The following is a 23,742-nucleotide window of genomic DNA, read 5'->3' as shown; positions in this document are numbered from 1 at the left end:
CCGCATGCCGTTCCACCGCTCCGTGCCGCTTTCGGCATGTCTCGCGGCAAGTGCGCTGTTCGCGCTGACCGCCTGCAATTCCGACGATTCGGCGAAGTCCACCGCCGATTCGCCCTCGGCGTCCTCGCCCGCGGCGTCCCCGGCGGCGCCCTCCGCGGCCGACGGGTCCGGGCAGCCGGGCGGCGGCGCATCCACGTCGGCGGGCGCGGCCTCGAAGCCGGCGGGCGGCGCGGTGCCCGGCGGCGGCGCGGCCGACTCGGACTCGTACGCCCTCGACCACCCGTGCACCAAGGAACAGGTCTCCATCACGTTGGAGCCGCGACCCGAGGCGCCCACCCAGCGGGTGATCCGGGTGCAGAACACCAGCACGAAGGCGTGCGGCCTGTCGCTGATCCCGTACGTCGAACTCGACAGCAAGAAGGACGCCGGCAACGGCAAGATCGTCAAGCCGAAGGTGCCGGACGGCATGGGCGGCCCGCTGCACGCGCTGCGCGTCGGCAAGAGCGCCTACGCGGTGCTCGACCTCAACCCGGGCAACGCCGCCACCGGCACGGCGGCCGGCATCGACGAGGTCGACGTCCTCGCCGACCCGGCCAACATGCCCGCCGCCGACACGCTCAACTTCCCACTGCCCGCGGGGACGCGCATCGCCGATCCCAAGCTCGGCATGTACCGCGACAGCATCGCGGACGCCGCCGCATCGGCCGCGAAGGCGAGCATGCCCGAGCAGTCCTGACCCCGGCCACCCGGGGTGACGGCACCGACGCACAGCGTGCCGAAATCCCGCGCGCCCGGGAGGCCCGTTTTGCCCTCCGGGCGCGCACCATGGGATCAGGACATCCGATCCCGAGGTGATGGCGATGCGCAGTCGGTTCGCGCCGGACCGGGGGCTGACCGGTCGCATGCTGCTCACGATGTTTCTGCTGGGCCTGCTGTATGTCGGGTTCATCGCGGCACTGATCGTGCTGCTCCGATCCGTCGTGCTGATCGTCCTGGTGGTGGCCGCGCTGCTGGTCGCGCAGTTCTGGTTCTCCGACCGCATCGCGATGTACGCCATGCACGGCCGGATCGTTTCCCCGGAAGAGGAACCGGAGCTGCACGGGGTGATCGACCGGCTGTGCGCCGCGGCCGACATGCCGAAACCGCAGGTCGCGGTGTCGAACATGGATCTGCCGAACGCGTTTGCGACCGGGCGGAACGCCAATCACGCGGTGGTGTGCGTGACCCGGGGCCTGCAGCGGCGGCTCGACACCGAGGAGATGGAAGGCGTCCTCGCACACGAGCTGTCGCATGTCGCGCACCGGGACGTCGCGGTGATCACCATCGCGTCCTTCCTGGGCGTCATCGCCGGGCTGATGGTCCGGTTCGCGTTCTACTCGCAGTTGTTCGGCGGGCGCGGACGGCGCGACCAGAACACGGCCGTGCTGTTCGCGATGGTGATGGGTATCTCGGCGGCCGTGTACGCGATCAGTTTCCTGCTCATCCGAGCCCTGTCCCGCTACCGCGAGCTGGCCGCGGACCGGGCGGCGGCGACGCTGACCGCGAAGCCGTCCGCGCTGGCGTCCGCGTTGACCAAGGTCAGCGGCGAGATGGCGCGGATCCCGACGGAGGATCTGCGGACCGCGCAGGCGTTCAACGCGTTCTTCTTCACACCCGCGCTCAGCGCCGGGACCACGCTGTCGAACCTCCTGTCCACGCATCCGAGCCTGGAGAAGCGGCTGGCGGCGCTCGCGGAGATCTCGGAACGGCTGGGCAAGGGCGTCTGATGCCCCCAGCGATGCACACGACGTAGGCGATGTAGGCGATGTAGGCGACGGAACTCGCGAGGTGGCCGGTGGCTTTCTGGGACACGGTGTTGGGGCGGACCAAGCAGGTCAAGCCGGATCTGGACCGGCTGTTCGGGCTGCCGTCGGCGGCGATCACGTTGGAGGCGGCGGCCGGGTTCGTGCCGACCGGCGATGCCGCGGTGTGCTTCTCCAGCACCGAGGGCGAGGCGTTCCGGAACGTGGTGGAGGACGTGCGCGCCCTGCTGGACGCGCGCCTGCCGGATCCGGACGGCCTCGGCGACGACGCCCCGGAGGCTCCCCCGGTCGACCTCCGCCGGGACGGCTACGGCTACTCCTGGCTGGTCCTGCGCCGCCCGCCCGACGACGTCGCCGCCCTGGTCAACGACCTGCACGCGGTGAACGCCGGGCTCGAGGAGACCGGGTTCGGCCCGCAGCTGCTGTGCTCCCTGATCGCGTTCCGGGACGCGCGCGACCGGGCGCTGGCGCTGGTGTACCTCTACAAGCGCGGCACCTTTTATCCGTTCGCGCCGCTGCCCGGCGACAAGCGGGACAACGCCTTGGAATTGCAGGTGAAGGCGGCGCTGGCCGACGACCTGCGGATCGAGACGGACCTGTCCCGATGGTTCCCGGTGTGGCGCGCGCCCGGGATGTAGGCCTCTCGGCCGTGTCCGGGCCGGGCGCGCGCCACCCGGCTCACACCTCCGGCGCGGCCACCTCGCGGACCTCGCCGTCGGCCAGCCGCAGCCAGCGGTCGACGCCGATGGCGGTGAGGAAGCGTTCGTCGTGGCTGACCACGACGAACGCGCCGCGGTAGGACGCGAGGGCGCCTTCCAGCTGGCCGACGCTGACCAGGTCGAGGTTGTTGGTGGGCTCGTCGAGCAGCAGGAGCTGCGGTGCCGGTTCGGCGCAGAGCACGCAGGCCAGGGTGGCGCGCAGCCGCTCGCCGCCGGACAGCACGCCGACCGGGAGGTGGGCGCGGGCGCCGCGGAAGAGGAAGCGGGCGAGCAGGTTCATCCGGTCCGCGTCGGTCCGGTCGGGCGCGAACGCGGCGAAGTTCTCGGCGACGGTGCGGTCGGCGTCGAGCAGGTCGAGGCGCTGGGACAGGTACGCGATCCGGCCGTCGGCGCGCTTGACCGTGCCGTCGTCGGCCGCGAGGTCGCCGTGCACCAGGCGCAGCAGGGTGGTTTTGCCGACGCCGTTGGGCCCGGTCAGGGCGATGCGTTCCGGGCCGCGGATCGCCAGGTCGGCGCCGTTGCCCGCGAACAGCGGTCGGCCGTGGTGCCGGACCTGGAGGCCTTCGCCGAGGAAGACGGTGCGGCCGGACGGGACCTCGGTGTCCGGCAGGTCGAGGGTGATCCGCTGGTCGTCGCGGAGGGCGCGGCCGGCTTCGTCGAGGCGGGCCTGGGCTTCGCCGACCCGGCTGCCGTGCATCTGCCCGGCACGGCCCGCGGCTTCCTGGGCGCCGCGCTTCATGTTTCCGGCGAAGATGCGCGGCAGGCCGGCGTTCTTGAGGTTGCGGGCGGCGTTGCTCGCGCGGCGTTCGGCGCGTTCGCGGGCCTGCTGCATTTCGCGTTTCTCGCGCTTGAGTTCCTGTTCGGCGTTGCGGACGTTCTTCTCCGCGGCTTCCTGGGCGATCTGCACGGCTTCTTCGTATGCGGTGAAGTTGCCTCCGTAGAGACGGAGTTCGCCGCGGTCGAGTTCGGCGATGCGGTCCATGCGGTCGAGGAGGGCGCGGTCGTGGCTGACCACGACGAGGCAGCCGTTCCAGACCGAGAGGACGTCGTACAGCTTGTGCCGGGCGTCCGTGTCGAGGTTGTTCGTGGGCTCGTCGAGGAGCAGCACGTCGGGGCGCTTGAGGAGTTGGGCGGCAAGGCCGAGGGAGACGATCTGGCCGCCGCTGAGCGTGCCGAGGACGCGGTCGAGCGCGAGGTGGCCAAGGCCGAGGCGGTCGAGTTCGGCGCGGGTGCGGTCCTCGATGTCCCAGTCGTCGCCGATGGCCGCGAAGTGCTCGTCCGCCACGTCGCCGGATTCGACAGCGTCGATCGCGCGGATGACCGCGTCGACGCCGAGGACTTCGGCGACCGTGCGGCCGGCGGTGAGCGGGAGGTCCTGCGGGAGGTAGCCGAGGGTGCCGACGACCTGCACGGATCCGGCGGTGGGCCGCAGTTCCCCGGCGATCAGCCGGAGCAGCGTGCTCTTGCCGGCCCCGTTGGGAGCCACCAGGCCGGTGCGGCCGCCGCCGATGGTGAAGGACAGGTCGGTGAAGACGGGGGTGTCGTCGGGCCACGAGAACGACAGAGCGGAGCAGATGACGGAAGCGTCGGACATCGCAAAGAACCTCGGGTGTGCGGCGGGGCGGGCATCGGCCTACGGCCCCGGAAACCGGGCGGCAAAAAGGAACGACGAAATGGCCACGGCGATGCTCCTGCGCATCCGCCGACGGCCGTCAGCTCCGGGTCTCACCCGGAGATGTCGTCGTCACCCGCCACGTTCGGTCTCCTCACACTGGTGTTCCGGCGATCTTAACGGCATGCGGGCATCGGGTCACCCGGATTCCCGGCCGGCGGCCGGTCGTGCCGCGGCGGCCCCGGGCGGGCCGGCGGTCGTCCGGGGCCGGGCTCGGGCCGGGCTCGGGTCGGGCTCGGGCCGGGCTCGGGCCGGGCTCGGGTCGGCCGAAGACCCTCGCGTGTTAGCCGGCGGCGGAACCGGGCAGGCGGACAACGGGGGAACTTCCGCTCCGAGGAGGTCTTCCGATGTTGCTGCTGGGACTCCTGCTGCTGATGGCAACCAGTGCGTTCACCGCGCTGCTCATCACGGAGAACTGGTCCGGCACGCCCGAGTACTCGGTGTCGATGTTCGGCAACCACATTGCGACGCTGAACGGGGTCGCGATCTTCATCGCCGGGCTCGCGCTGGCCCTGATCTTGATGCTGGCGCTCGGCCTGATGGGCGCGGGAGCCGCGCTCCGGCGCCGGCACACCCACTACGCGCAGATCGGGTCGTCCACCGAATGGCGGGCGAGCCAACGCCGCGACGCGGCGGAGGCCCGGACCGCCCCGCCGCGCCAGCGCGACGAGGCGGCCGATCAACCGCCGCCGGGCGACGCACCACCGCCTCCTCCGCCGGAATCGGGGCCGTCAGGACCGGCCAAGACGTAAGGCCGCGCCGCGGGCCCGGGTGCCGAACCAGCCCGCGACCAGTGCCGGGGCCGCGACGGCTACCGGAATCCCGGTGTAGGCGGCCTCGCCCAGCCAGAACGAGCCGCCGTCGGCGGGCCCGGACCGGAACGACGCGAGCCACTGGCCGCAGGCCGGGGTCACGGCGAGCGACCCGGCCGGCGCGACGCCGACCGCGGCCAGGGTGCGCTTGAGCCGCGCCCCGGCGGCGACCGCGAGGGCGAAAGCCGGCAGCGCGGCCGCCGCCGGGGCCGGTCCGATCACCGGGAACCGGATGGGCCACGGTGTCGGGGTTGACCGCGAGCGCGTCGACGATCTCCTTGACCGTCGACAGACTCCCAACACCAGTCCCCACCAAGGAACTTCTTCCAGCCATCACCCACTTGGCTCAATCTCGGGCATTAATCAATCGCGTCCCGTCCAACCGCTGCGGCAGCATGGATCCACCGCCAACGAACCCACCGCACAAGGGGGGATCCATGCCTGCGCCCGCACCCGGGGAAGCCGGCTCCGAGTCGCCGAACCCGGCACGCCACAAGACGTCCGTGAAGCTCGCCTTACAGTTCTACGGCCGCGAGATACTCCGCAGCCGCCGCTTCTCGTTCCCCGCGCTGCTGCTGCCCGCGCTGGGCAACATCCTGCTGTTCTACGTCGGCCCGCTGCTCGTCGCCGCGGCCATCGGTCACATCGCCGCCGGCTCCACCGCCGTACTCGGTTACGTGCTCGGCTACTTCGCCGTGTGCCTGCTCGCCGAGGGCATCTGGCGGATCGGCGTGCACTGCCTCAACCGCGCGGACGCGCGCGGCATCGAGCAGTTGAACCTCGTCGGCATGGACGCGCTGCTGGCCAAGGACGCGGCGTTCTTCCACGGCAACTACGCGGGCTCGCTCACCAAGCGGGTGCTCGGCTTCGCGTCGCGGTACGAGGAGTTCATCGACACGCTGTCGTTCTCCGTGGTCGCGAACATCGTGCCGCTGGTCTTCGCGTCCGTGGTGCTGGGGATCTACAACCCGATCCTGGTGGTCGTCCTCGTCGGGATGATCGCCCTGACCGGGTTCGTCGTCGCGCCGCTGATCCGGCGCCGGCAGAAGCTGGTCGACGCGCGCGAGGCGGCGTATGCCCTGGTGTCCGGACACGTCGCGGACAGCCTGTCCAACATGGACACCGTCCGGGCGTTCGGCGCGCAGGAGAAGGAAGCCGCCGAGCACCGCTCGCGGGTCGCGGACAGCCGTCGGCTCGCGCTGCGGTCGTGGGACTACAGCAACCTGCGGATCGACACGATCATCGCGCCGATGTCCGTGCTCACCAACTCGCTCGGGCTGCTGGTCGCGGTCGTGTGGGCCGGGGGGCTCGGCGTGCAGGGGACGATCGTGGCGTTCACGTACTTCGGCAACGCGACGCGCATCATGTTCGACTTCAACCAGGTCTACCGGCGGCTGGAAAGCTCGCTGACCGAGGCCGCGCAGTTCACCGAACTGCTCCTGGAATCGCCCACGGTCGTGGACCCGCCGGCCCCGGAACCGCTGCGCAACACCGGCGCGGACGTGCGGTTCTGCGACGTGACATTCGGCTACGCGGGCGCGCCGCCGCTGTTCCGCGGCCTGGACCTCGACGTGCCGAGCGGCACGAAGCTGGGCCTGGTCGGGCGCTCCGGCGGCGGGAAGAGCACGCTGACCCGCCTGCTGCTCCGGTTCATGGACGTGGACCAGGGCCGGATCCTGATCGGCGGCCAGGACATCACCGCACTGCGGCAGGCGGACCTGCGGAGCCTGTTCGCGTACGTCCCGCAGGACCCGGCGATGTTCCACCGGACGCTGCGCGAGAACATCGCCTTCGCCCGCCCCGACGCCACCGAGAAGGAGATCCGGCAGGCCGCCGAGGCGGCCCACGTCACGGAGTTCGCCGACACCCTGCCGGAGGGCTTCGACACCCTGGTCGGCGAACGCGGCGTCAAGCTTTCCGGCGGCCAACGCCAACGCGTGGCCCTGGCCCGGGCGATCCTCCGCGACGCCCCGATCCTCCTGCTCGACGAGGCGACCAGCGCCCTCGACTCGGAGAGCGAAACCCTCGTCCAGGATGCCCTGTGGCACCTGATGCAGGACCGCACCGCCTTCGTCATCGCCCACCGCCTCAGCACGGTCGCCAACATGGACCGCCTGGTCGTCCTCGACCAGGGCACCATCGTCGAGCAGGGCAGCCACACGGAACTCCTCGCCCACGACGGCACCTACGCCAAGCTGTGGCACCACCAGTCGGGCGGCTTCCTGGACGAGGAAGGGGAGACGGACGCGGAGAAGACCGTCGAGGGGGAGGTGGATCTGCCGGGGATGCGGCGGTAGGGCCGACGGGGGCGGGAGTGGGACGGGCGGCGCGGTGGGGCTCGGCCGACGCATCGGGAGCGCGCCGCGACGGCGCCGACGGCCGGGCGCGTGCGCGGCGGGAGCCGAAGTCGGCGTGCCCGCCCGCCGGCCGGGGTGGGGCGAGGCGGCCGGCGCAGGACGCGGGAGCCGGGCGGCGGCGCGGTGACGGGTCAGACATCGCCGCGCCCGGGTGCGTTCAACACCGTGCTGCTGAACCCGTCGCCCGAACTCACCGCACGGCTGGAGCGGGACGCGGCCCGCTGCCGACCGGGCCGGTCGGCGCACGATCCCGTCGCCGGCTCCCCCTCACCCCTCCGACACCGGCCCGTAGCGACCCGCGAAGCGCGGGTCCGTCTCCCACCACGGGCGCATCATCTCCGGGCCCTCGTTCGCCGGGTCCGCGGGGGCCAAGCCCGCTTCCGCGCGGGCCGCGGCGGATTCCGCTTTGCGGGCGGCGGCTTGGGCGTCGAGTTCGCGGTCGATGCGGTGGGCGCGGCGTTCGTCTTCGCGGACCATGCGGACCAGCAGGATGGCCAGGAACGGCAGCCCCGCCAGGTCGCCGGTGAACCACAGCGCGCCGCCGCCCCAGACCTGGTCCTGGTGCGGCGACGGGCCCCACGGGCGGACCGCCTGGTAGTGGTCCCAGGCGATCTCCTGGTGGCCGAGCATCACGTACAGACCGAGTGCACCGTCGAAGATCACCTCGGCGAAGGTCAGCCACATCGACACCAAGTGGGGATAGCGGCGCGGCACCGGGTCGACCTGCACGCGCGTCCAGAAGTACACGCTCCCGATCGCCACGAGCAGCAGCCGGGTCAGGTGCGGGGCAAGGCCGCCGTGCAGCGTCGCCGGGTACCAGCCCGTCAGGTAGAGCACGAACGGGGTCAGCACGAACACCGCCGACGGCAGCAGCGGGAACGTCAGGGCCGCCGCGACCTTGCCGCGGCGGATCCGGCCGAGCCGGGCCGCCGCCGATCCGGGCATGAACGCGCGCAGCAGGGTCAGCGGCGCGCCTTCCGCCAAGAACAGCGGCACGACCATGAGCAGCAGCATGTTCTGCACCGCCCGCGCCCAGAACAGCACGTCCCCGTACACCCCAAGGCACGACATCGTGGCCAACGGCCACGTGCCCAGTCCCAGTCCGATGAAGTGCACCGTGCGGGTCCGCGGCCAGGCTTCCCCGCGGGCGCGCAGTTTCCGCACGCCGGCCAGGTACGCCACGCCGAGGCCGACCACCAGGACGGCGGTCAGCGGGTCGAACGTCCACTCGGTGAGGACTCGGACCGGGGTGAAAGGGGGCACGTCGTACGCGGACACGCGCCGACGGTACGCCCGGTTTTTCCCTCCTCCCGGCCGGATCGCGCCCCTCCGACGAAGTCCGGGGCAGAACGACAGCAACTCTTGACCATCCGATGGCGTTGCGCGGCCGCGGCTGCGGCGTGGGTCACAATCGCGCCGCCCCTCTCCCGCGACCGGGGCACAGAATCACCTATCGTTCCAAATCCCGTCCCGAAGATTCGAATATCCGAATGATCGACCTTGAACCCGACAGCCCGTCAAGCTAGCGTCGCCGAGCACCGCCGCCACCGGACCGAGGAGGCCCTGTGCCCGCCGAAGACCGCTATGCCGCCCCGCTCGCCTTCGAACCCGGCCGTCTGTACCGCCAAGCCGACGAACCGATCCGGGTCGGCGCCCTGCTGTGGGTGCTGACCGATCCGCACCGCGGGCACGAGTTCGCGTACAACCGCTGGTACGAGCGCGACCACTACTACGCGGGCTGCATGATCGGCGCGTCCACCGTCGCCGGCAGCCGTTGGGTCGCCACCCGTCGGCACAAGGACGCCCGGCTCCCCGACAAGCCCGCGCTCGGTTTCACCCGCGACCAGGCCTCGTACGGCTGCGTCTACTACATCCTCGACGGCGAGTACGACAACTGGCTCGACTGGGCGACCCCGCAGGTCCACGCCCTGTACGCCGCCGACCGCGGCTTCGGGCCCCGCACGCACTACAACACCGGCGCCTACCGCCACATCTGGCGCGCCTACCGCGACCCCGACCCGGTGCCGGTCGAACTCGCCCTCGACCGCCGCTACGCGGGCATGGTCGCCCTGTGGGTCGAGCGCGCACCCGGCGTCGGCGCCGAGCAGTTGGAGGCGTGGTTCGAGGACTACCTGCCCGGCTGGCTGGCCAGCTCGCCGATCGCCTCGGTCTCGTCCTGGGACACCGTGCAACTCGACGAGACGAAGCCGGACTTCGTCCCGGGTCCGCAGGCCGCCGACGAACGACGCAGCCTGCACCTGCACTTCGTCGAGAGCGATCCGCTGGACTGCTGGGACCGCTACACCGCCTTCGCCGAGGCACTGACCGCGTCGGGGCTGGCGACGGTCGCACTCGCCGCACCGTTCATTCCGACGATCGTGGGCACCGACGCGTACATCGACGAACTCTGGTAGCCGGTCGGACCCAGGACGAGGCCGGGTAGGCCGGCGGCCCGCCGGGCCGGCAGCATGAGGCGCCGCCACGTCGTCGACGCCGAGGAGTTGCCGTGACGCCCGAGGAGACCGTCGGCCACCTGGCCGCCCGGCTGCACGAGACCGGGTTCACCGTCCAGCAGGTGCAGATAGGCCCGACGCCCACCTACATGGGCCACAAGCGGGTCATGCACTGGCCGACGTTGACGTCCATGCACGTCTTCACCGCCATCGGACAGGCGACGCATCCGCAGTACGCGGACACGGCCGCGTACACCCATGCCGTGCTGCACTATGCGTCCAAGCACAAACCCGGACTCCCACTGGGCCTCCAAACCGGAGTCCTGGCACCGGCCTTCCTCGTCGTGCCCGCCACCGACGACGAGATGCGGCACATCGTCGCCGAACGCATGCCCCCGCGCCGGTTCGCCGCCATCGGCGAATCGGTCCTGGTCGATGCCCATTACGGGCGTTACCTCCGGCACCAGGGCCGACGCCTCGTCGGCGGCGCCTACAACAAGACCATCAGCCGGACGATCGAAGCGACCACGGCGGGGATCCTCCTCCCGGGCTGAGCCGCGGCGGCCGGACACGGCTTAGAGTCGCCCGCATGCCGAACTCCAACCCGAGCTCCAACCCGGACGCCGCCCCCAGCACGATCCCGGACACCGCCCCGGACATCGCCCCGGACATCGCCGCACTCGACGCCCTCACCGCCGACTTCTTCGGCGCGTTCGACAACCGCGGCGGCAAGCCCGCCGACGTCGCCCGGGTGCGCCGCCTGATGCTGCCGAAGGGCGTAGTCGTCATCACGCGCCCGGAGTTCACGGCGCTGAGCGTCGACGAGTTCGTCGGGCCGCGCGAGAAGCTGCTGTCCGAAGGGCGGCTGGTGGTGTTCTCCGAATGGGAGACGTCGGCGCGCACCGAGGTCGTCGGCGATCTGGCCACGCGGTTCCTGGAGTACCGCAAGTCGGGCCTGCTCGACGGCACGCCCTACGAGGGCGGCGGCACCAAGACGATCCAGTACGTCCGCACCCCGGACGGCTGGCGGATCAGCGCGTTCGCCTGGTTCGACGAAGCCTGATCCCCCACCGCCCGCGCCGCGCCCGCGGACGGACGGCGGCCGTCCGCCGGGCCTCCCCGGCCAGGGCGAGCGGCGGCCAATGCCGGTCCGGCGACAGCATCGGCAGCTTGCGCCGCGACTGCTCCTGGACCTCCACATACGCCTCGCGCGACGTGATCCGGTAGGCCTCCTCCCACGAGGCCAGCGCCGCCCGGGCCGCGCTGCCTTGCGGCCCGCGGCCGCGGACATGCCGCGCCAATGCCGCACACCCCACCAGGAATGCGGCAATTCCCCCGAAGATCGCGGTCAATGCCACGGCATCGCTCATGGCCCGACCCTACGTCGGCAACGCGCCTACCGCGCCGCACCGTACGGGAGGGCGTTCCGGCCGTCGCGGAGGACGGTCCCCCACCACAGCAATTGGTCGAGCATGGTCTTCGCGGAAGCCTCGTGCTCGGCGGGCTCCAGCAGGGCGCCGTCCTGGCCGAAGAGCAGGTAGTAGCGCGGGAACGACACGTACTCGCGGACGGTGTGCGCGTGCAGTTCGTTGAAGACCTGGCGGAGTTGCTCGATGGCCAGCAGGCCGCCGCTCGCACCGCTGTAGCCGACGAACGCGATCGGCTTGGCCTGCCATTCGGTGAAGTGCCAGTCGATCGCGGCCTTGAGCGCGGCGGGGAAGCTGCGGTTGTAGTCCGGCGTCACGATGACGTACGCGTCCGCGTCGGCCAGGCGCCGGGTCAGCTCCGCCATGCCGTCCGGGCGCGTCATGTCCGGCTGCATCGCCGGAGGTACGGACGGCAGTTCGAGCGGGATGCCGTAGTCCGCGAGGTCGATCGTGTCGATCTCGAACTCGTTGTGCCGCAGCGCTTGTTCGCGGAACCACCTGGCGACGACCGGGCCGAACCGGCCCTCCCGGACGCTGCCGGTGACGACGGCGAGCTTGAGCTTGGGCTGGGTTTCACGGGACATGGGTGTACTCCCTACGAGAATTCCGGTGGCTGCCGCCCCCTGGCGGCGATCACCAGATTGCCGGGCTCCGGAAGGCCGAGGGAGACCGCGTGAAGGGTGGTAGTACCGGGGCCACGATGGGCGCCGGACCCGGTGTTACGTTCGATCCGTGAGCGAGAACGAACTGGGACTGTTCCTGCGCCTGCGCCGCGAAGCGGTCACGCCGGCCGAAGTCGGGCTGCCCGCCGGGGCGCGCCGCCGGACGCCCGGGCTGCGCCGCGCCGAACTGGCCACGCTGGCCGGGGTCAGCGTCGAGTACGTGACGCGTCTGGAGCAGGGCCGCGACCGGCACCCGTCGGCGCAGGTGCTGTCCGCACTGGCGGACGCGCTGCGGCTGACCACCGGCGAGCGCGTGCACCTGCACCGGCTCGCCAAGGGCGCCGAGCCCGGGTTCACCTGCCAGGGCGGGCCGCGGCCGAACCGGGTCGTGCGGCCGACCGTGCGGGCGCTGCTCGACCGGCTGGAGCCCGCGCCGGCGGTGCTGGTGAACCGGCTCGGCGAGGTCCTCGCGCACACCGACGTGTTCGCGCGGATCGCCGAGCCGATCGGGCTGCTGGAGGGCGGCCGCCCGAATCTCACCCGGTTCGTGTTCACGGACCCGCGGGCGCGCGAGGCGTATCCGGACTGGGAGCGGGTCGCCGACGAGCAGGTGGCCGCGCTGAAGCAGGGCCCCGGCCAGGCCGATCCGCAGGTGGCGGCGCTGATGGACGAGCTGACGCTGCTGTGCGGCGCGGAGTTCGCGGAACGCGTCGCCCGCGTGCCGGGATTGCCGCGGTCGAACGGAATCGTGCGACTCGTGCATCCGGAAGCGGCCGAGTTGCGTCTCTCCTATGAGACGCTCGACCTGCCGGCGGACGACGACCAGCAACTCACCGTGTACTTGCCCGCCGACGACGCGTCGGCGGCAGCGCTCGACCGCCTGGCCGGACGGCGCCCAGGGGCCTTGCACGCGGTGGGAAATACCCGGCGCGCAGTGTGACGAACATCTTTTATGCCCCAACTCCTCGGTGAAACTGCGGATTCGAGTGACTTAACCCGTCCTGCGGCGTTAGTGCTTACGCGGGAACCACGTCCCGCACGCACACGAAGGGACGGGCGTAGAACTCCATGCAACAGCTTGCGAAGAAGGGGCTGCTGGTCGCGCTTGCGGCGACCGGCGCGTTCGGCGCGGCCGGCGGGGTGGCCTTCGCGGACAGCGGCGCCGACGGTGCCGCGTCGAACTCGTCCGGGGTGGGTTCGGGCAATGCGGTGTCGGTGCCGATCAACGCACCGGTGAACATCTGCGGCAACAGCGTCAGTGTGGTGGGCGTGCTGAACCCGGCGTTCGGCAACAGCTGCGCCAACGGCGCGCCCGCGGAAGCCCCCACGCACACGCCGAAGCCGCGGACGCCTCCGCCGACCACGCAGCCTCCGACGGCACCGCCGACCAGCGTGTCGCCGACGGCGAGCCACCCGACGACGCCGCCCGCCACCGGGGCTCCGGCCAAGGGCCCGCACCTGGCGGAGACCGGCAGTTCGTCGATGCTCCCGGTGGCCGGGGGCGGCGCCGCGCTCCTCCTCGGCGGCGGCCTGCTCTACCGCCGCATGCGTCGCAGCCACTGACGCTGCCGCATTCCGCCGGACGGGGCGGCGGCGGCCCCAGCCCGCCGCCGCCCCGTCCGGCATGCCCGGCGTTCCGACGCGCGGGGAAGCACCGCGCCGCCGCAAACAGCGTGCCGCCGGGAATACCGCGCGTTCGGGAATACCGTGCGGCCGTGCTCGACTTGCCCCCGGTATGACCGAGACATCGTTCGATCCTCGGGACCTGCTGGCCGAGAGCCGCCTGGGCGTGCTCGCCACGATCAAAGCCGACGGGCGGCCGCAGTTGTCGCCGGTGATGCCGTTCTACGACCGGGCCACCGAGACCCTGTACGTGTCGATGACCGAGGGCCGCGCGAAGACGGCGAACCTGCGGCGTGATCCGCGGGCCGCACTGGAGGTCACCGGCAAGGACGGCCTGACCTGGGCGACCGCCGAAGGGACCGTGACGCTGACCGGCCCCGGCACCGGCCCGCGGAGCCCCGAAGTCGAGGAACTCGTGCGCTACTACCGGCTGGCCGCCGGCGAGCACCCGGACTGGGACGAGTACCGCACGGTCATGGTCGCCGACCGCCGCGTCCTCATGGCGATGGCGGTCGAGCGCGTCTACGGCGCCGACATCCGCTGACGCGCCTCCCCCTGCCGCCCGCTCGCGGGGCCACGCCGCGTGGTACACGAACGCGGACCGGCTGCCTGACCGGGACCGGGACCGCCCTCCCCCCGTCCCGGGCCGCCGACCCGGGATGGAATTCTTGTTCCGGCATCGGCACGGATCCACAGCGGGACAGCGGAACAGCGGCGGAACTGCAGCGCTTGGCGGCGCGGATGGGGGGCGGCGTGAGGTTGTGCTTCCTGCTGGAAGACAAGTACCGGCACGACGGCCTGCCCCGGCACCTCATCCGGCAGCTCACCGCCTGGGGCCACCATGTCGACGTCGTCGAACCCGCCCGGAACCTCGTCCCGCTCGACGACCTGCGCCGCCGCGGCCACGACGCGTGGATCCTCAAGACCGTCACGGACGGCCCCGGCCTGACGCTGCTCGACGCGGCGGCCGCGTGCGGCATCACCACGATCAACGACGCCCGTGCGGTGCGCAGCGTGCGCGACAAGGCGGTCGCCGCCGCGGTCGCCCGGCGCTGTGCGCTGCCCGTCCCGGACACGGTGTTCGCCGCCACCCCGGAGGCCGTCGCGCAGATACCCGCGGAGCGCTACCCACTCGTGGTCAAGCCGGTCGCCGGACACGCCGGCAAGTGGGTGCACCTGGTCCGCACCCCGGGCGACCTGGCGGCGGCGCAGTCGGCGTTGCGCGGCAAGGGCTTCCTGCTGGTGCAGTCGTACATCCCCAACCCGGGCGTGGACTTCAAGGTGTACAGCCTCGGCGGCGAGATCCACGCGACGGTGCGCGCGTCGCCGATCCATCCCGGGAAGCCGGTCCGCGCCCGCGAGGTCCCGGTGCCGCACGAACTCGCGCAGACCGTCGCGCGCATCGGCGAGGTCTTCAGCCTCGACCTGTTCGGGGTGGACGCGGTGGAAGGCCCGGACGGGTGGGTCGTGGTGGACGTCAACGATTTCCCGAGCTTCCGTGCGGTCCCGGACGCGGTGCCCCGCGTCGCCCGGACCATACTCCGACTCGCCGAGTGCCCCACCGTGCCGCGGCAAGGCCGCTCGTGGACCGCCGTGCGGGACGTCGGATGAGCGCGCGGATACGCATCGTCTCCGAACAGGCCGACCACACGACGATGCTCGCCTACGCGGCCGCCGTGCGCGCCCGCGGCCACACGGTCGAGACGCTGCACCCGGACGTCCCGGACCCCGACCTGTCCGCGGACCTCTACCTGCTGAAGTCGCGGACGCCCCAGGCGATCCGCCTCGCCCGCCGGGCCGAGGCGGCGGGCGCGGTCGTGTGCAACTCCGCCGACGCGACGGCGCTGTGCGTCGACCGCGCGGCCATGGCGGCCCGCGCGCGGGAAGCCGGCGTGCCGTTCCCGCCCACCCACGCCTTCGCCGGCCCGGCCTCTCTCGCCGTCCCCGGGCGCCTGATCCTCAAGAGCCGCCACTGCCGCAAGGACGAGCCGCTCCCCGCCGTCGGCACCGCCGCGGAGCTCCGTACCGCCGGGTGGCCCGACGAGCCGGTCGTCGCCCAGGCGTTCGCGGACGGCGACGGTTGGGACCACAAGTTCTGGGCGGTCGGGGACCGGATCTTCGCGGGACTGCGGCGGCCGCCCACGGCCGAGGCCGCCCAGGCCGGGAAGCGCACCGTGCCCGTGCCCGACCCGTCGGCCGCCTCGCTGGACGTCGTGCGCGCCGTCGGTGCGGCGTTCGGGCTGCACGTCTACGGCGTCGACATCATCGCCACCGCGTCCGGCCCGCTCGTCGTCGACATCAACGCCTTCCCCGGCCTCAGCGGACTCCCGGATGCCGCAGCCGCGTTGGCAGCCCTGACCGGCCGCTTGCTGACGGCGTCACCCGAGACCCCGGCTCAGCCGGGCAGGACCACCGTCGCCGCCAAGTAGCCGGGGAGTTCCGCGAAGTGGCCGAGCACGCCGCACGCGGAGCCGTCGCCGCGGCCGTCGTCGGCCGGGGGGCCGTCGACCCCGCGGACGCCGTCGCGGGTGACGTGCACGGTGTGCATCCCGTAGGCGCGCGGGCCGAGGACGTCCTTCGACAGGTTGTCCCCGACGAACAGGATCTGGTCGGCGGGCACCGCGCATGCGCGGGCCACCACCGCGTAGAACTCCGGATGCGGCTTGCGGAACCCGATCTCACTGGACAGCACCGCGGACGCGAAGCAGTCCGCGATTCCCGCCTCGGCGAGCGTCCGCAGCCGGGCGGCGGCCGAGCGCTCGGTGTTGCAGGCCAGCACGCAGCGCCAGCCCTGCCGGTGCAACGCCCTTACCGTGGACGCCGCGTCGGCGTCGACCGCGGCATCCGGCAGCGAAGCGAACACCGCCTCGGCGGCCTCGGCCGCGTCGGGGACGTCCGCACCGCACCGCAGCGCCGCGCGGGCGATCACGGCCGAGAACATCGTGTGCACCCGCGCGTCCCGGTCGGTCTGCCGGATCTCCGCGTGCACGGAATCGAACACGGCGGCGAAATCGTCGGGCACGTCGAGCCCCAGCCGGTCGCGCAACGCGTCGGCCACGCACGCTCCGTCCGGGTTCGGCCCGGGCCGGGCCAATGTGCCGCTGAAATCGATTGCCAATGCACGGATGGCGTGCACAAGCCCCCCTCACAGCCGGACGGCCGCGCCGTCTCCGGTACCCCGCGCACACTGTAAGGCCAGATCGGGCCGAAGATCGATCGGCCGAATCGAGCCGGTCACACCCGGCTCGAATACCAGGACAAGACGACCGCGACGATGATCGCCAGGCCGATCGTCCAGCAGCCGATGAGCCCTTCGGGCGGGCGGGACGGCGCCGGAGCGAGGCGGTCCCGCCGATCTTCACGAACGGCGCTAATCGGTGCCAACTCCCCCGGGAATCACCTGCGTTGACGGGATGCAGGGCGGGCCCGCAGCACATCCGCCGATCGCCTGGCGGACGTCCGCCGAGGCCCACCACAGCGAGCTTCGCGGCCCGTCCGCCCGGCAACGGCCCGCACTCCGGCAAGCCACTCGAACGAGTGAACGGAATGATGGCGCGCGCCGGGGGACGGGGTGGCGTGCGCCGGGGCGCCCGAAGTCGGGGGCGGACAGGGGGCGGACAGGGGGCGGACAAGGGTGGGAGCGGGGCGAGTTCAGGCCTGTTTGGCGGCCAGCTCCACGACGGTGATGTCGGAAGGCGCACCCACCCGGACCGGCGGCCCCCAGGCCCCGGCGCCGCGGGTGACGTACAGCTGGGTGTCGCCGTAGCGTTCGAGCCCGGCGACGGTGGGGTTGGACAGTTCGGCGATGTAGTTGCCCGGCCACAGTTGGCCGCCGTGCGTGTGCCCGGAAAGCTGGAGGTCCACGCCGAACTTCACCGCGTCGTGGATCGCCACGGGCTGGTGGGCGAGCAGCACGGACGTGCGCGACCGGTCCCGGTCGCCGAGCGCACGGGCGAAATCCGGCCCGTGGTGCTCGGATTCGCCCGCGAAGTCGTTCACGCCGGCGAGGTCGAAGCCGGGCATCTCGACGCGGGCGTTCTCCAGCGGGTGGATGCCCAGCTCGCGCACGTGGTCCACCCACGCGGCCGCACCCGAGAAGTACTCGTGGTTACCGGTGACGAAGTACGCGCCGTGGCGCGCCCGCAGCTCGCGCAGCGGCTCGGCGGCGCGGCCGAGGTTGGCCACCGAACCGTCCACCAGGTCGCCGACGATGGTGATGAGGTCGGGGTTGGTGCGGTTCACCGCGTCGACGACGCGCTGTGCGTGGGCCTTGCCGAGGATCGGGCCGAGGTGGATGTCGCTGACCACGGCGATGCGGAACCCGTGGGCGGAGCGCGGCAGTTTCGCGAGCGGAATGGTGAGGTGCTTGGTCTGCGGACCGCGGAAGACCCCGTACGCCCCGTAGCCGACGGTCCCGGCGGCGGCGACCGCGGCTCCGGCGGCGACGGCCCGGGCGACGAAGAGGCGGCGCGGCAGGGCGGGATCGGGCGTCGGGGGCTCCGCCGGCAGCTCCGAAGGCGGCTCGGCGGGCGGCGCCGCCGAAGCCGGGACCGGGGCCTCCGCCGTGTTGTGCGGCGCCGGTTCCGCCGCGGGGACCGCGGCGGCAACGGGCACTGCGACGCCGCTCACCCGCTCCTCCCCCGCGCGCTGCGCGGGTGTCCCGCGCAGCGCGACCCACCGCACCGCTTCGCCGACCACCAACGCCAGCACGAGGTACAGCAGCGTGGCCATCCACAGATAGCCCGGCCAAGCCAGCACCTGCTGCAGGACGAACGGAGCGTCCGCCCACGTCGATACGACCGCGCCGAGGCTGGTCAGCGGCAGCACCGCCACCACGACGGCGCCGATCCGCCGGACCGGGCCGGGCCCGCGTGTCGTGTCGGCGACCATCCGCCGCCACACGTACCAGTGCACCCCGGCCAGCGCGGCCAGGACCGCCAGACCCGCGACAATCGCGCCGCCACCCACGTGCACTCCCCTGTTGCGTCCGGTCGGCCGTCGGCCACCTTACGGGGCGGCGACGGCCCACCGGACACGGCCTACTTGCGGTTGTACAGCCGCATGGTCAGGGTCCCGAACACGGCCACGAACGCCACCGAGAAGAGCAGCACCCAGCCCGTCTCCGACGTGCCCCAGTCCCCCGCCATCAGGTCGCGGACCGCGGAGACCAGATGCGTGACCGGGTTGACCTTCACGAACGCCTGCAGCCAGCCCGGCATGGTGTGCGGTTCGACGAACACGTTGCTGAGGAAGGTCAGCGGGAACAGCACCATCATGCTGACGCCCATGACCGACTTCTCGCTGCGCAGCAGCAGGCCGAACATCGTCCAGATCCACGAGAACGCGAACGAGAAGACGACCAGCAGCGCGATCCCGGCGAGGACGCCGAGCACCCCGCCGTCCGGGCGGAAGCCGAGGATCAGGCCGACGGTCATGATGACCGTCGAGGCGAGCACGTAGCGCAGCAGGTCGCCGAGGATCATCCCGACCAGGGCGGCCGGCCGCCACACCGGCAGGGTGCGGATCCGGTCGAACACGCCGCGCTCGATGTCGTTGTTGAGCGACACACCCGTGTACATGGTGATCATGACGATGCTCTGCACCATGATGCCGGGCAGCACGAACTGCAGGTATTCACTGGTCGATCCGGCCAGCGCACCGCCGAACAGGTACGTGAACATCAGCGTCATCATGATCGGGAACGCCGTCACGTCGAACAGCTGCTCGGGCACGTGCTTGATCTTGAGCATCGCGCGCCAGCCGAACGTCACGGACGCGGACAGCGCCCCCGGCCGCGCCGGGCGCTCGCGGGCGGCGAACACCCGGGCGAGGTCGTCGGCCACCACCGGCGCCGGAGCGTCCAGGTCGGCGTCCTTGGCCGCGGGAGTGGAAACGGCGGTGGTCATGCGCGGTTCTCCTTCACGAGGTCGCCGATACGCGGGTCGTCGTCTGCCGCGGCCTCATCCGCGATGCCGGCCCCGCCGACGGGCGCTCCGCCGACGTCCCCCGAGGCCTCCGTGAGGGCCAGGAACACCTCGTCCAGGCTCGGCTGGCCGAGCGAGAAGTCCGCCACCACGATCCCGGCCCGGGCCAGTTCGGCGAGCGCCCGCGCGGCGTCCTCCGCCGCGCCGAGGTCGGTGCCGTGCCCGGGAATCGCCGCGGTGAGCGCGACCGGGTCGGACTCCAGCCGGACGTCCGAGCCGAGCACCCGCCGCAGCACACCGGCCGCCTCCGGCCGCCGGTCCGCGTCGTGCAGCCGGACCTGGATCGCCCCGGCGCCGACCGACGACTTGAGTTCGCCCGGCGTGCCCTCGGCGATCACCCGGCCGTGGTCGATGACCGCGATCCGGGACGCCAGCCGGTCGGCTTCCTCGAGGTACTGGGTGGTCAGCAGGACGGTGGTGCCCTGCGCGACGACGGCGCGGACGATGTCCCACACCTGGTTGCGGCTGCGCGGGTCGAGGCCGGTGGTCGGCTCGTCCAGGAACAGCAGGTCGGGCGTGTTGAGGATGCTCGCGGCGATGTCGATGCGCCGCCGCATGCCGCCCGAGTAGGTCTTGACCTGCCGGTCCGCGGCCGGGGTCAGGCCGAAGACGTCCAGCAGCTCGGCGGCGCGAGCCCGGGCGACCCGCTTGGGGTGGCCGAGGAGGCGGCCGAGCAGCACGAGGTTCTCGGTGCCGGTGAGGTCTTCGTCGACGGAGGCGTACTGGCCGGTGAGGCTGACCCGGCTGCGCACCGCGTCGGGTTCGCGCCGGACGGACTTGCCGAACACGTACGCGTCGCCGTCGTCCGGGCGCAGCAGCGTGGCCAGCATCTTCACGGTGGTGGTCTTGCCGGCGCCGTTGGGGCCGAGGACCCCGTAGACGGTGCCGGCCGGGACGCGCAGGTCGATGCCGTCGACGGCGCGGTTCGCGCCGAAGACTTTGACCAGCCCCTGCGTCTCGATCGCCAGGCCGGGGGGATGGGTGGTCATCGTCGTTTCGCCTTTCACGGTCGCGTTCCGGTGGGGTCTCTCTGGCTTTGGACTCTCCGCAGAATCGTTTCTCATCGGTCGCGAGGGAAATTCTTTTCCACCACGCTACGGAGTCGCGCCGACACCGCCGATCCGGCGCCCGGACCCGGCGGAGCCCCGCGCGCCGGATCGGCGGCGGGGCTCCGGGCGGTACGGGGTCAGGCGCCGGTCTTCGGCTCGATCAGGTCCCAGCGGTTGCCGTACAGGTCGCGGAACACGGCGACCGTGCCGTACGGCTCGCGGCGCGGCTCCTCCTCGAAGACGACCCCGGCGGCCCGCATGCGCGCGTAGTCCCGCTCGAACGCGTCGGTGTTCAGGAACCACCCGACGCGCCCGCCGGTCTGGTCGCCGACGCGCGCGGTTTGGCCGTCGTCGGCTGCCCGCGCCAGCAGCATCCGCGTCTCGACCGCGCCGGGCGGCGCGACGACGACCCAGCGGGTGCCGTCACCCCGCGGCGTGTCCTCGACCAGATCGAACCCGAGCGCGTCGACGTAGAAGGCGATGGCCTCGTCGTAGTCGCGCACGACCAGAGCCACCAGTCCGAGATGAGCCATGCGGCGATCCTGCCATCGGCGAGGCCGGGGAGCCGGGATCCGGCGGGCTCGCCGCGGTTTGCGGTGTTCCGGGCAACCCGGTCCGTCCGGCTTGCTGCGGCCGCGGTCGTGTCCGTGGCGGCGGCGGGGCCTCGCGCGTTCCCCGGGTGCGCGGCCGCCTGCTTGGCCCAACGGAAAGCCGGCTTCCCCGCCCGTTCGGCCCAGCCAACACCGCCCGTGCCGAATCGTTTCGGTCGAACGACGGACCGAAGCCGTCAGGTTCCGCCGCGGACCAGGACCTCGATGCGGTCGGGGTGGTAGACGACCCAGCGCGGGGCGCCGGCGCGGGCCAGGCGCAGGCGGCACAGCTCGACGCCGTCGGAGAGGGTCGACCAGCCGGTGACGACGCCGGGCCACGGGGCGCCGTCGTCGTCGTAGGTCTCGACCGGGCAGTAGTCCCGCCGGACGCCGCGTTCCGCGGGCACGGGGCACCCCGCCGACCACGCGTCGAGGACTTGCCGCGCGGTATCGCTCACCATGGCCAACCTCCGAGGTTCCGAGGACGACAACCCGGGCCGCCATGATACTTCAGTGTTTGCGCAACCTTTAAAGTCGGGGGCCCGAAACGGCATCGTCGGCCGAACCGCCGCGCGGCGACGCCGCCCTGGTCAACGAGTAGGCGGGACCGCGGCTGCGGTGTCGCGCCGGGTGCGCTCGTACTCCGCGGGGTCGCGGATCTCCCACGCTGCCTGCCCGATGGCGAGGACGCCGCGGGCCGGGAGCGGGACGGCGCCGATGTACGGGTTCGGCGACACCCGCACGGGGCGTCCGAGGTCGACACCGTCGAGGACGGCCGAGGCCTCGTCGACGAAGTACATGCGCTGCGGCATCAGCGTCCCGGTGTGCCCGCTCGGCATCGGGCCGGAGAACTCGACGTATCCCAAACCCAGTTCGCGGGCCATGCGTTCGCGCATCCGCACCAGTGCGGGCGGTTTCCACGACGCGGCCGGCAGCAGGCCGCCGACGGCGTTGAGGACGTCGAGGGCGAAGGTGGAGTGCGCGGTCAACGTCCAGTCCAGGGCCGGGTTGTCGGCGGTCACCCGCAGCGTGGCCGGTCCCGCCCAGGCGAGGGTGATCTTCGCGTGCCCGACGTGGTCGCACGCGGGCCCGTAGTAGCGGGGGCATGCGGCGTCGACCCGCGGGCCGTCGACGTGGATCGACCAGCGGCCGCCCGGGTCGCGGTGCCACAGCGAGCGATACGGCGCGAACGAGTTGTCCGGGAAGACGCGCAGCGCGAGGACGTGCCCGGAGTCGAACGGCAACGCGAAGACGCCCCAGCCCCGCACGTACTCGTGCCCGGGCCACGGCGGCTCGCCCCGGGTCTCCGGCAGGTCGGACAGGAGTGCGGCCAAGTTGCGCATGCGGTCCACCTCGCTCCGCGCGAAATCCGCCCCCGTGTACCCGTGTGCTTCCAGGGTCCTCCCGATCGCGCGGGGCGGCATGTCCGGCGTCCGGGGGCCGCGGAACCGGAACCGCAAGCCCCTTCCTCCGTTCCATACGCACGCGTATGGTGAGCCTCGCACTGCGACCATGCGCTTGCGTATGGTCGCGGTCGCGTCCGGATCACCCGCCTTCTGCTCCCCCCGGAGATGGAGACATCTGGAGCGGATACGACAGAAAGGGACCCTCTGTTGCGCATCCGCAAAGCCCACAGCGCCGCCGCGCTAGGACTTGCCGCGCTCGTCCTCGCCACCGGCACCGCCGCCGGCGGCGCCCAGGCCGCAACCCCGATGACCCCGGCCGGCGTGCAGGCGGCCGCGGCCACCCGGCTGATACCGGTGGACGGGACCGCCAACTTCCGCGACATCGGCGGCTACCGCACTTACGACGGCGCGACCGTCCGCACCGGCGTCGTCTACCGCTCCGAGGCACTGAACAAGGTGACGGCGGCCGGCATCACCAAGATGCAGAGCCTGCGGCTGTCCGGCATCGTCGACTTCCGCACCTCCGCGGAGATCGGCGCGAACGGGCCGGACAAGGTCCCGGCCGGCGTGCCGGACACCAACCTGCCCATCTCGGACGGCGGTTACCTCCAGACGCTGTACGCGGTCGTGAACTCGCGCGACCCGGTGCAGCAGCAGGCCATGCTCGGTGACGGCAAGGCCGCGCAGTTGATGCTCACCATGTACCGGACGTTCGTGTCCGATCCCGCGACCCGGGCGCAATTCGCAGCCACCGCAAGGGGGATCGCGAACGGCACGGTGTCGCTGTACCACTGCTCGGCGGGCAAGGACCGTACCGGCTGGATGACCGCGATCCTGCTGACCGCCGTCGGCGTACCGCAGACGACCGTGGACGGGGACTATCTGCTGAGCAACCAGAACCTCAAGGCCGGCAACGACGCCCTCAAACAGCAGCTGCTGGCGGGCGGGCTCATGCAGCACCCGGAACTGCTCGACCCGCTGCTGACCGTCGACCAGTCCTACATCAACGCGGCCCGCGCCGAAGCCACCGCCGAGTACGGCTCGTTCGGCCGCTACCTGCTCGACGGCCTCGGCCTCGACGTGCAGACCCTCGCGAAGCTGCGCCAACGCCTCGTGGGCTGAACCGCCGCCCCCTCGGGGGCGTCCCCGCGGTCCCGCCGTCACGGGCGGGCCGCACCGGTCCCGC

Annotated in this window: 26 protein-coding genes; 14 read left to right on the top strand and 12 right to left on the bottom strand. The window is 72.3% G+C overall.

Annotated features, from left to right (window positions below; all coding sequences use genetic code 11):
• The first annotated feature begins 4 nt into the window (after positions 1-4).
• The 3 genes from ABEA93_RS17375 to pspAB all read left to right on the top strand — a co-directional run bounded on the left by ABEA93_RS17375 (position 5) and on the right by pspAB (position 2,440).
• Positions 5-736, top strand: coding sequence for a DUF4232 domain-containing protein (locus ABEA93_RS17375; RefSeq protein WP_345676475.1), 732 nt, complete (start codon positions 5-7; stop codon positions 734-736).
• Positions 737-860: 124 nt separating this feature from the next.
• A complete protein-coding gene (gene htpX, locus ABEA93_RS17370; RefSeq protein ID WP_345676474.1) occupies positions 861-1,766 on the top strand; it encodes a zinc metalloprotease HtpX in 906 nt (301 codons plus the stop codon).
• A 68-nt stretch (positions 1,767-1,834) separates the two neighbouring features.
• Positions 1,835-2,440: a PspA-associated protein PspAB gene (gene pspAB / locus ABEA93_RS17365; protein ID WP_345676473.1), complete on the top strand. Its 606-nt coding sequence runs from the start codon at positions 1,835-1,837 to the stop codon at positions 2,438-2,440.
• A 40-nt stretch (positions 2,441-2,480) separates the two neighbouring features.
• Here pspAB and ABEA93_RS17360 read toward each other — a convergent pair whose 3' ends face one another.
• On the bottom strand, positions 2,481-4,115 hold the full coding sequence (locus ABEA93_RS17360; RefSeq protein ID WP_345676472.1) for an ABC-F family ATP-binding cassette domain-containing protein: 1,635 nt from the start codon (positions 4,113-4,115) through the stop codon (positions 2,481-2,483).
• Positions 4,116-4,540: 425 nt separating this feature from the next.
• On the opposite strand from ABEA93_RS17360, the gene ABEA93_RS17355 reads away from it, so the two are divergent.
• A complete protein-coding gene (locus ABEA93_RS17355; RefSeq protein ID WP_345676471.1) occupies positions 4,541-4,945 on the top strand; it encodes a hypothetical protein in 405 nt (134 codons plus the stop codon).
• Here ABEA93_RS17355 and ABEA93_RS17350 read toward each other — a convergent pair.
• Positions 4,925-5,227: a hypothetical protein gene (locus ABEA93_RS17350; protein ID WP_345676470.1), complete on the bottom strand. Its 303-nt coding sequence runs from the start codon at positions 5,225-5,227 to the stop codon at positions 4,925-4,927. The genes ABEA93_RS17355 and ABEA93_RS17350 overlap by 21 nt on opposite strands.
• A gap of 215 nt (positions 5,228-5,442) precedes the next feature.
• Here ABEA93_RS17350 and ABEA93_RS17345 point away from each other — a divergent pair, with 215 nt between their 5' ends.
• Entirely contained in the window at positions 5,443-7,302 is a 1,860-nt protein-coding gene (locus tag ABEA93_RS17345; protein ID WP_345676469.1) for an ABC transporter ATP-binding protein, read from the top strand.
• 327 nt (positions 7,303-7,629) lie between these two features.
• Here the strand turns inward: ABEA93_RS17345 and ABEA93_RS17340 are convergent, their stop codons facing one another.
• Positions 7,630-8,640 (bottom strand): cytochrome c oxidase assembly protein, encoded by a 1,011-nt coding sequence (locus ABEA93_RS17340; RefSeq protein ID WP_345676468.1) that lies wholly within the window; start codon positions 8,638-8,640, stop codon positions 7,630-7,632.
• Between the two features lie 287 nt (positions 8,641-8,927).
• On the opposite strand from ABEA93_RS17340, the gene ABEA93_RS17335 reads away from it, so the two are divergent.
• The 3 genes from ABEA93_RS17335 (at position 8,928) to ABEA93_RS17325 (ending at position 10,878) form a co-directional block, all read left to right on the top strand.
• Positions 8,928-9,776 carry a hypothetical protein gene (locus ABEA93_RS17335; RefSeq protein ID WP_345676467.1) on the top strand — a complete coding sequence of 283 codons (849 nt, stop codon included), beginning with the start codon at positions 8,928-8,930 and terminating at the stop codon, positions 9,774-9,776.
• A gap of 92 nt (positions 9,777-9,868) precedes the next feature.
• Positions 9,869-10,369: a hypothetical protein gene (locus ABEA93_RS17330; RefSeq protein WP_345676466.1), complete on the top strand. Its 501-nt coding sequence runs from the start codon at positions 9,869-9,871 to the stop codon at positions 10,367-10,369.
• A 35-nt stretch (positions 10,370-10,404) separates the two neighbouring features.
• Entirely contained in the window at positions 10,405-10,878 is a 474-nt protein-coding gene (locus ABEA93_RS17325) for a DUF4440 domain-containing protein (protein WP_345676465.1), read from the top strand.
• Here ABEA93_RS17325 and ABEA93_RS17320 read toward each other — a convergent pair.
• Both ABEA93_RS17320 and ABEA93_RS17315 read right to left on the bottom strand, forming a co-directional pair.
• The gene (locus ABEA93_RS17320; RefSeq protein WP_345676464.1) at positions 10,847-11,185 is read right to left on the bottom strand and encodes a hypothetical protein; all 339 of its coding nucleotides are present in this window, start codon (positions 11,183-11,185) and stop codon (positions 10,847-10,849) included. The two genes, ABEA93_RS17325 and ABEA93_RS17320, sit on opposite strands and share 32 nt — an antisense overlap.
• A gap of 26 nt (positions 11,186-11,211) precedes the next feature.
• Complete coding sequence (locus ABEA93_RS17315; protein ID WP_345676463.1) at positions 11,212-11,826, bottom strand: NADPH-dependent FMN reductase; 615 nt, start codon at positions 11,824-11,826, stop codon at positions 11,212-11,214.
• Positions 11,827-11,974: 148 nt separating this feature from the next.
• Here ABEA93_RS17315 and ABEA93_RS17310 point away from each other — a divergent pair, with 148 nt between their 5' ends.
• The 5 genes from ABEA93_RS17310 (at position 11,975) to ABEA93_RS17290 (ending at position 15,956) form a co-directional block, all read left to right on the top strand.
• Positions 11,975-12,844, top strand: a complete 870-nt coding sequence (locus ABEA93_RS17310) for a helix-turn-helix domain-containing protein (protein WP_345676462.1) — start codon at positions 11,975-11,977, stop codon at positions 12,842-12,844.
• A gap of 128 nt (positions 12,845-12,972) precedes the next feature.
• On the top strand, positions 12,973-13,467 hold the full coding sequence (locus ABEA93_RS17305; RefSeq protein ID WP_345676461.1) for a chaplin: 495 nt from the start codon (positions 12,973-12,975) through the stop codon (positions 13,465-13,467).
• A 172-nt stretch (positions 13,468-13,639) separates the two neighbouring features.
• Entirely contained in the window at positions 13,640-14,071 is a 432-nt protein-coding gene (locus tag ABEA93_RS17300; protein ID WP_345676460.1) for a PPOX class F420-dependent oxidoreductase, read from the top strand.
• Positions 14,072-14,280: 209 nt separating this feature from the next.
• A complete protein-coding gene (locus ABEA93_RS17295) occupies positions 14,281-15,138 on the top strand; it encodes an ATP-grasp domain-containing protein (RefSeq protein ID WP_345676459.1) in 858 nt (285 codons plus the stop codon).
• Positions 15,135-15,956 (top strand): ATP-grasp domain-containing protein, encoded by an 822-nt coding sequence (locus tag ABEA93_RS17290; RefSeq protein WP_345676458.1) that lies wholly within the window; start codon positions 15,135-15,137, stop codon positions 15,954-15,956. The genes ABEA93_RS17295 and ABEA93_RS17290 overlap by 4 nt, the downstream gene beginning before the upstream one ends.
• Here the strand turns inward: ABEA93_RS17290 and ABEA93_RS17285 are convergent.
• The 7 genes from ABEA93_RS17285 to ABEA93_RS17255 all read right to left on the bottom strand — a co-directional run bounded on the left by ABEA93_RS17285 (position 15,923) and on the right by ABEA93_RS17255 (position 22,493).
• Positions 15,923-16,663, bottom strand: coding sequence for an HAD family hydrolase (locus tag ABEA93_RS17285; RefSeq protein WP_345676457.1), 741 nt, complete (start codon positions 16,661-16,663; stop codon positions 15,923-15,925). The two genes, ABEA93_RS17290 and ABEA93_RS17285, sit on opposite strands and share 34 nt — an antisense overlap.
• Positions 16,664-17,178: 515 nt before the next feature.
• A complete protein-coding gene (locus ABEA93_RS17280) occupies positions 17,179-18,501 on the bottom strand; it encodes a metallophosphoesterase (protein WP_345676456.1) in 1,323 nt (440 codons plus the stop codon).
• 65 nt (positions 18,502-18,566) lie between these two features.
• Positions 18,567-19,433, bottom strand: coding sequence for an ABC transporter permease (locus tag ABEA93_RS17275; protein WP_345676455.1), 867 nt, complete (start codon positions 19,431-19,433; stop codon positions 18,567-18,569).
• Positions 19,430-20,500 (bottom strand): ATP-binding cassette domain-containing protein, encoded by a 1,071-nt coding sequence (locus tag ABEA93_RS17270; protein WP_345676454.1) that lies wholly within the window; start codon positions 20,498-20,500, stop codon positions 19,430-19,432. The genes ABEA93_RS17275 and ABEA93_RS17270 overlap by 4 nt, the downstream gene beginning before the upstream one ends.
• Before the next feature lie 197 nt (positions 20,501-20,697).
• Entirely contained in the window at positions 20,698-21,093 is a 396-nt protein-coding gene (locus ABEA93_RS17265) for a VOC family protein (protein WP_345676453.1), read from the bottom strand.
• Between the two features lie 254 nt (positions 21,094-21,347).
• Entirely contained in the window at positions 21,348-21,611 is a 264-nt protein-coding gene (locus ABEA93_RS17260) for a hypothetical protein (RefSeq protein WP_345676452.1), read from the bottom strand.
• Positions 21,612-21,740: 129 nt separating this feature from the next.
• On the bottom strand, positions 21,741-22,493 hold the full coding sequence (locus ABEA93_RS17255; RefSeq protein WP_345676451.1) for a hypothetical protein: 753 nt from the start codon (positions 22,491-22,493) through the stop codon (positions 21,741-21,743).
• 270 nt (positions 22,494-22,763) lie between these two features.
• Between ABEA93_RS17255 and ABEA93_RS17250 the strand changes: the two genes are divergently transcribed.
• Positions 22,764-23,678, top strand: coding sequence for a tyrosine-protein phosphatase (locus ABEA93_RS17250; protein WP_345676450.1), 915 nt, complete (start codon positions 22,764-22,766; stop codon positions 23,676-23,678).
• The last annotated feature ends 64 nt before the right edge of the window (positions 23,679-23,742 follow it).

Source organism: Yinghuangia aomiensis (assembly GCF_039542225.1).
GTDB classification, from domain to species: domain Bacteria; phylum Actinomycetota; class Actinomycetes; order Streptomycetales; family Streptomycetaceae; genus Yinghuangia; species Yinghuangia aomiensis.
Note: the sequence above shows the minus strand (reverse complement) of the source record. Positions and strands in the feature narration are given on the sequence as shown.

Bases quoted from the DNA above. Each gene is read 5' to 3' on its own strand.
- ABEA93_RS17355 (WP_345676471.1), top strand. From the start codon at position 4,541: ATGTTGCTGCTGGGACTCCTGCTGCTGATGGCAACCAGTGCGTTCACC.
- ABEA93_RS17265 (WP_345676453.1), bottom strand. From the start codon at position 21,093: ATGGCTCATCTCGGACTGGTGGCTCTGGTCGTGCGCGACTACGACGAG.
- ABEA93_RS17300 (WP_345676460.1), top strand. From the start codon at position 13,640: ATGACCGAGACATCGTTCGATCCTCGGGACCTGCTGGCCGAGAGCCGC.
- ABEA93_RS17275 (WP_345676455.1), bottom strand. From the start codon at position 19,433: ATGACCACCGCCGTTTCCACTCCCGCGGCCAAGGACGCCGACCTGGAC.
- ABEA93_RS17255 (WP_345676451.1), bottom strand. From the start codon at position 22,493: ATGCGCAACTTGGCCGCACTCCTGTCCGACCTGCCGGAGACCCGGGGC.
- ABEA93_RS17305 (WP_345676461.1), top strand. From the start codon at position 12,973: ATGCAACAGCTTGCGAAGAAGGGGCTGCTGGTCGCGCTTGCGGCGACC.
- ABEA93_RS17325 (WP_345676465.1), top strand. From the start codon at position 10,405: ATGCCGAACTCCAACCCGAGCTCCAACCCGGACGCCGCCCCCAGCACG.
- ABEA93_RS17260 (WP_345676452.1), bottom strand. From the start codon at position 21,611: ATGGTGAGCGATACCGCGCGGCAAGTCCTCGACGCGTGGTCGGCGGGG.
- ABEA93_RS17315 (WP_345676463.1), bottom strand. From the start codon at position 11,826: ATGTCCCGTGAAACCCAGCCCAAGCTCAAGCTCGCCGTCGTCACCGGC.
- ABEA93_RS17360 (WP_345676472.1), bottom strand. From the start codon at position 4,115: ATGTCCGACGCTTCCGTCATCTGCTCCGCTCTGTCGTTCTCGTGGCCC.
- htpX (WP_345676474.1), top strand. From the start codon at position 861: ATGCGCAGTCGGTTCGCGCCGGACCGGGGGCTGACCGGTCGCATGCTG.
- ABEA93_RS17345 (WP_345676469.1), top strand. From the start codon at position 5,443: ATGCCTGCGCCCGCACCCGGGGAAGCCGGCTCCGAGTCGCCGAACCCG.
- ABEA93_RS17290 (WP_345676458.1), top strand. From the start codon at position 15,135: ATGAGCGCGCGGATACGCATCGTCTCCGAACAGGCCGACCACACGACG.
- ABEA93_RS17320 (WP_345676464.1), bottom strand. From the start codon at position 11,185: ATGAGCGATGCCGTGGCATTGACCGCGATCTTCGGGGGAATTGCCGCA.
- ABEA93_RS17375 (WP_345676475.1), top strand. From the start codon at position 5: ATGCCGTTCCACCGCTCCGTGCCGCTTTCGGCATGTCTCGCGGCAAGT.
- ABEA93_RS17270 (WP_345676454.1), bottom strand. From the start codon at position 20,500: ATGACCACCCATCCCCCCGGCCTGGCGATCGAGACGCAGGGGCTGGTC.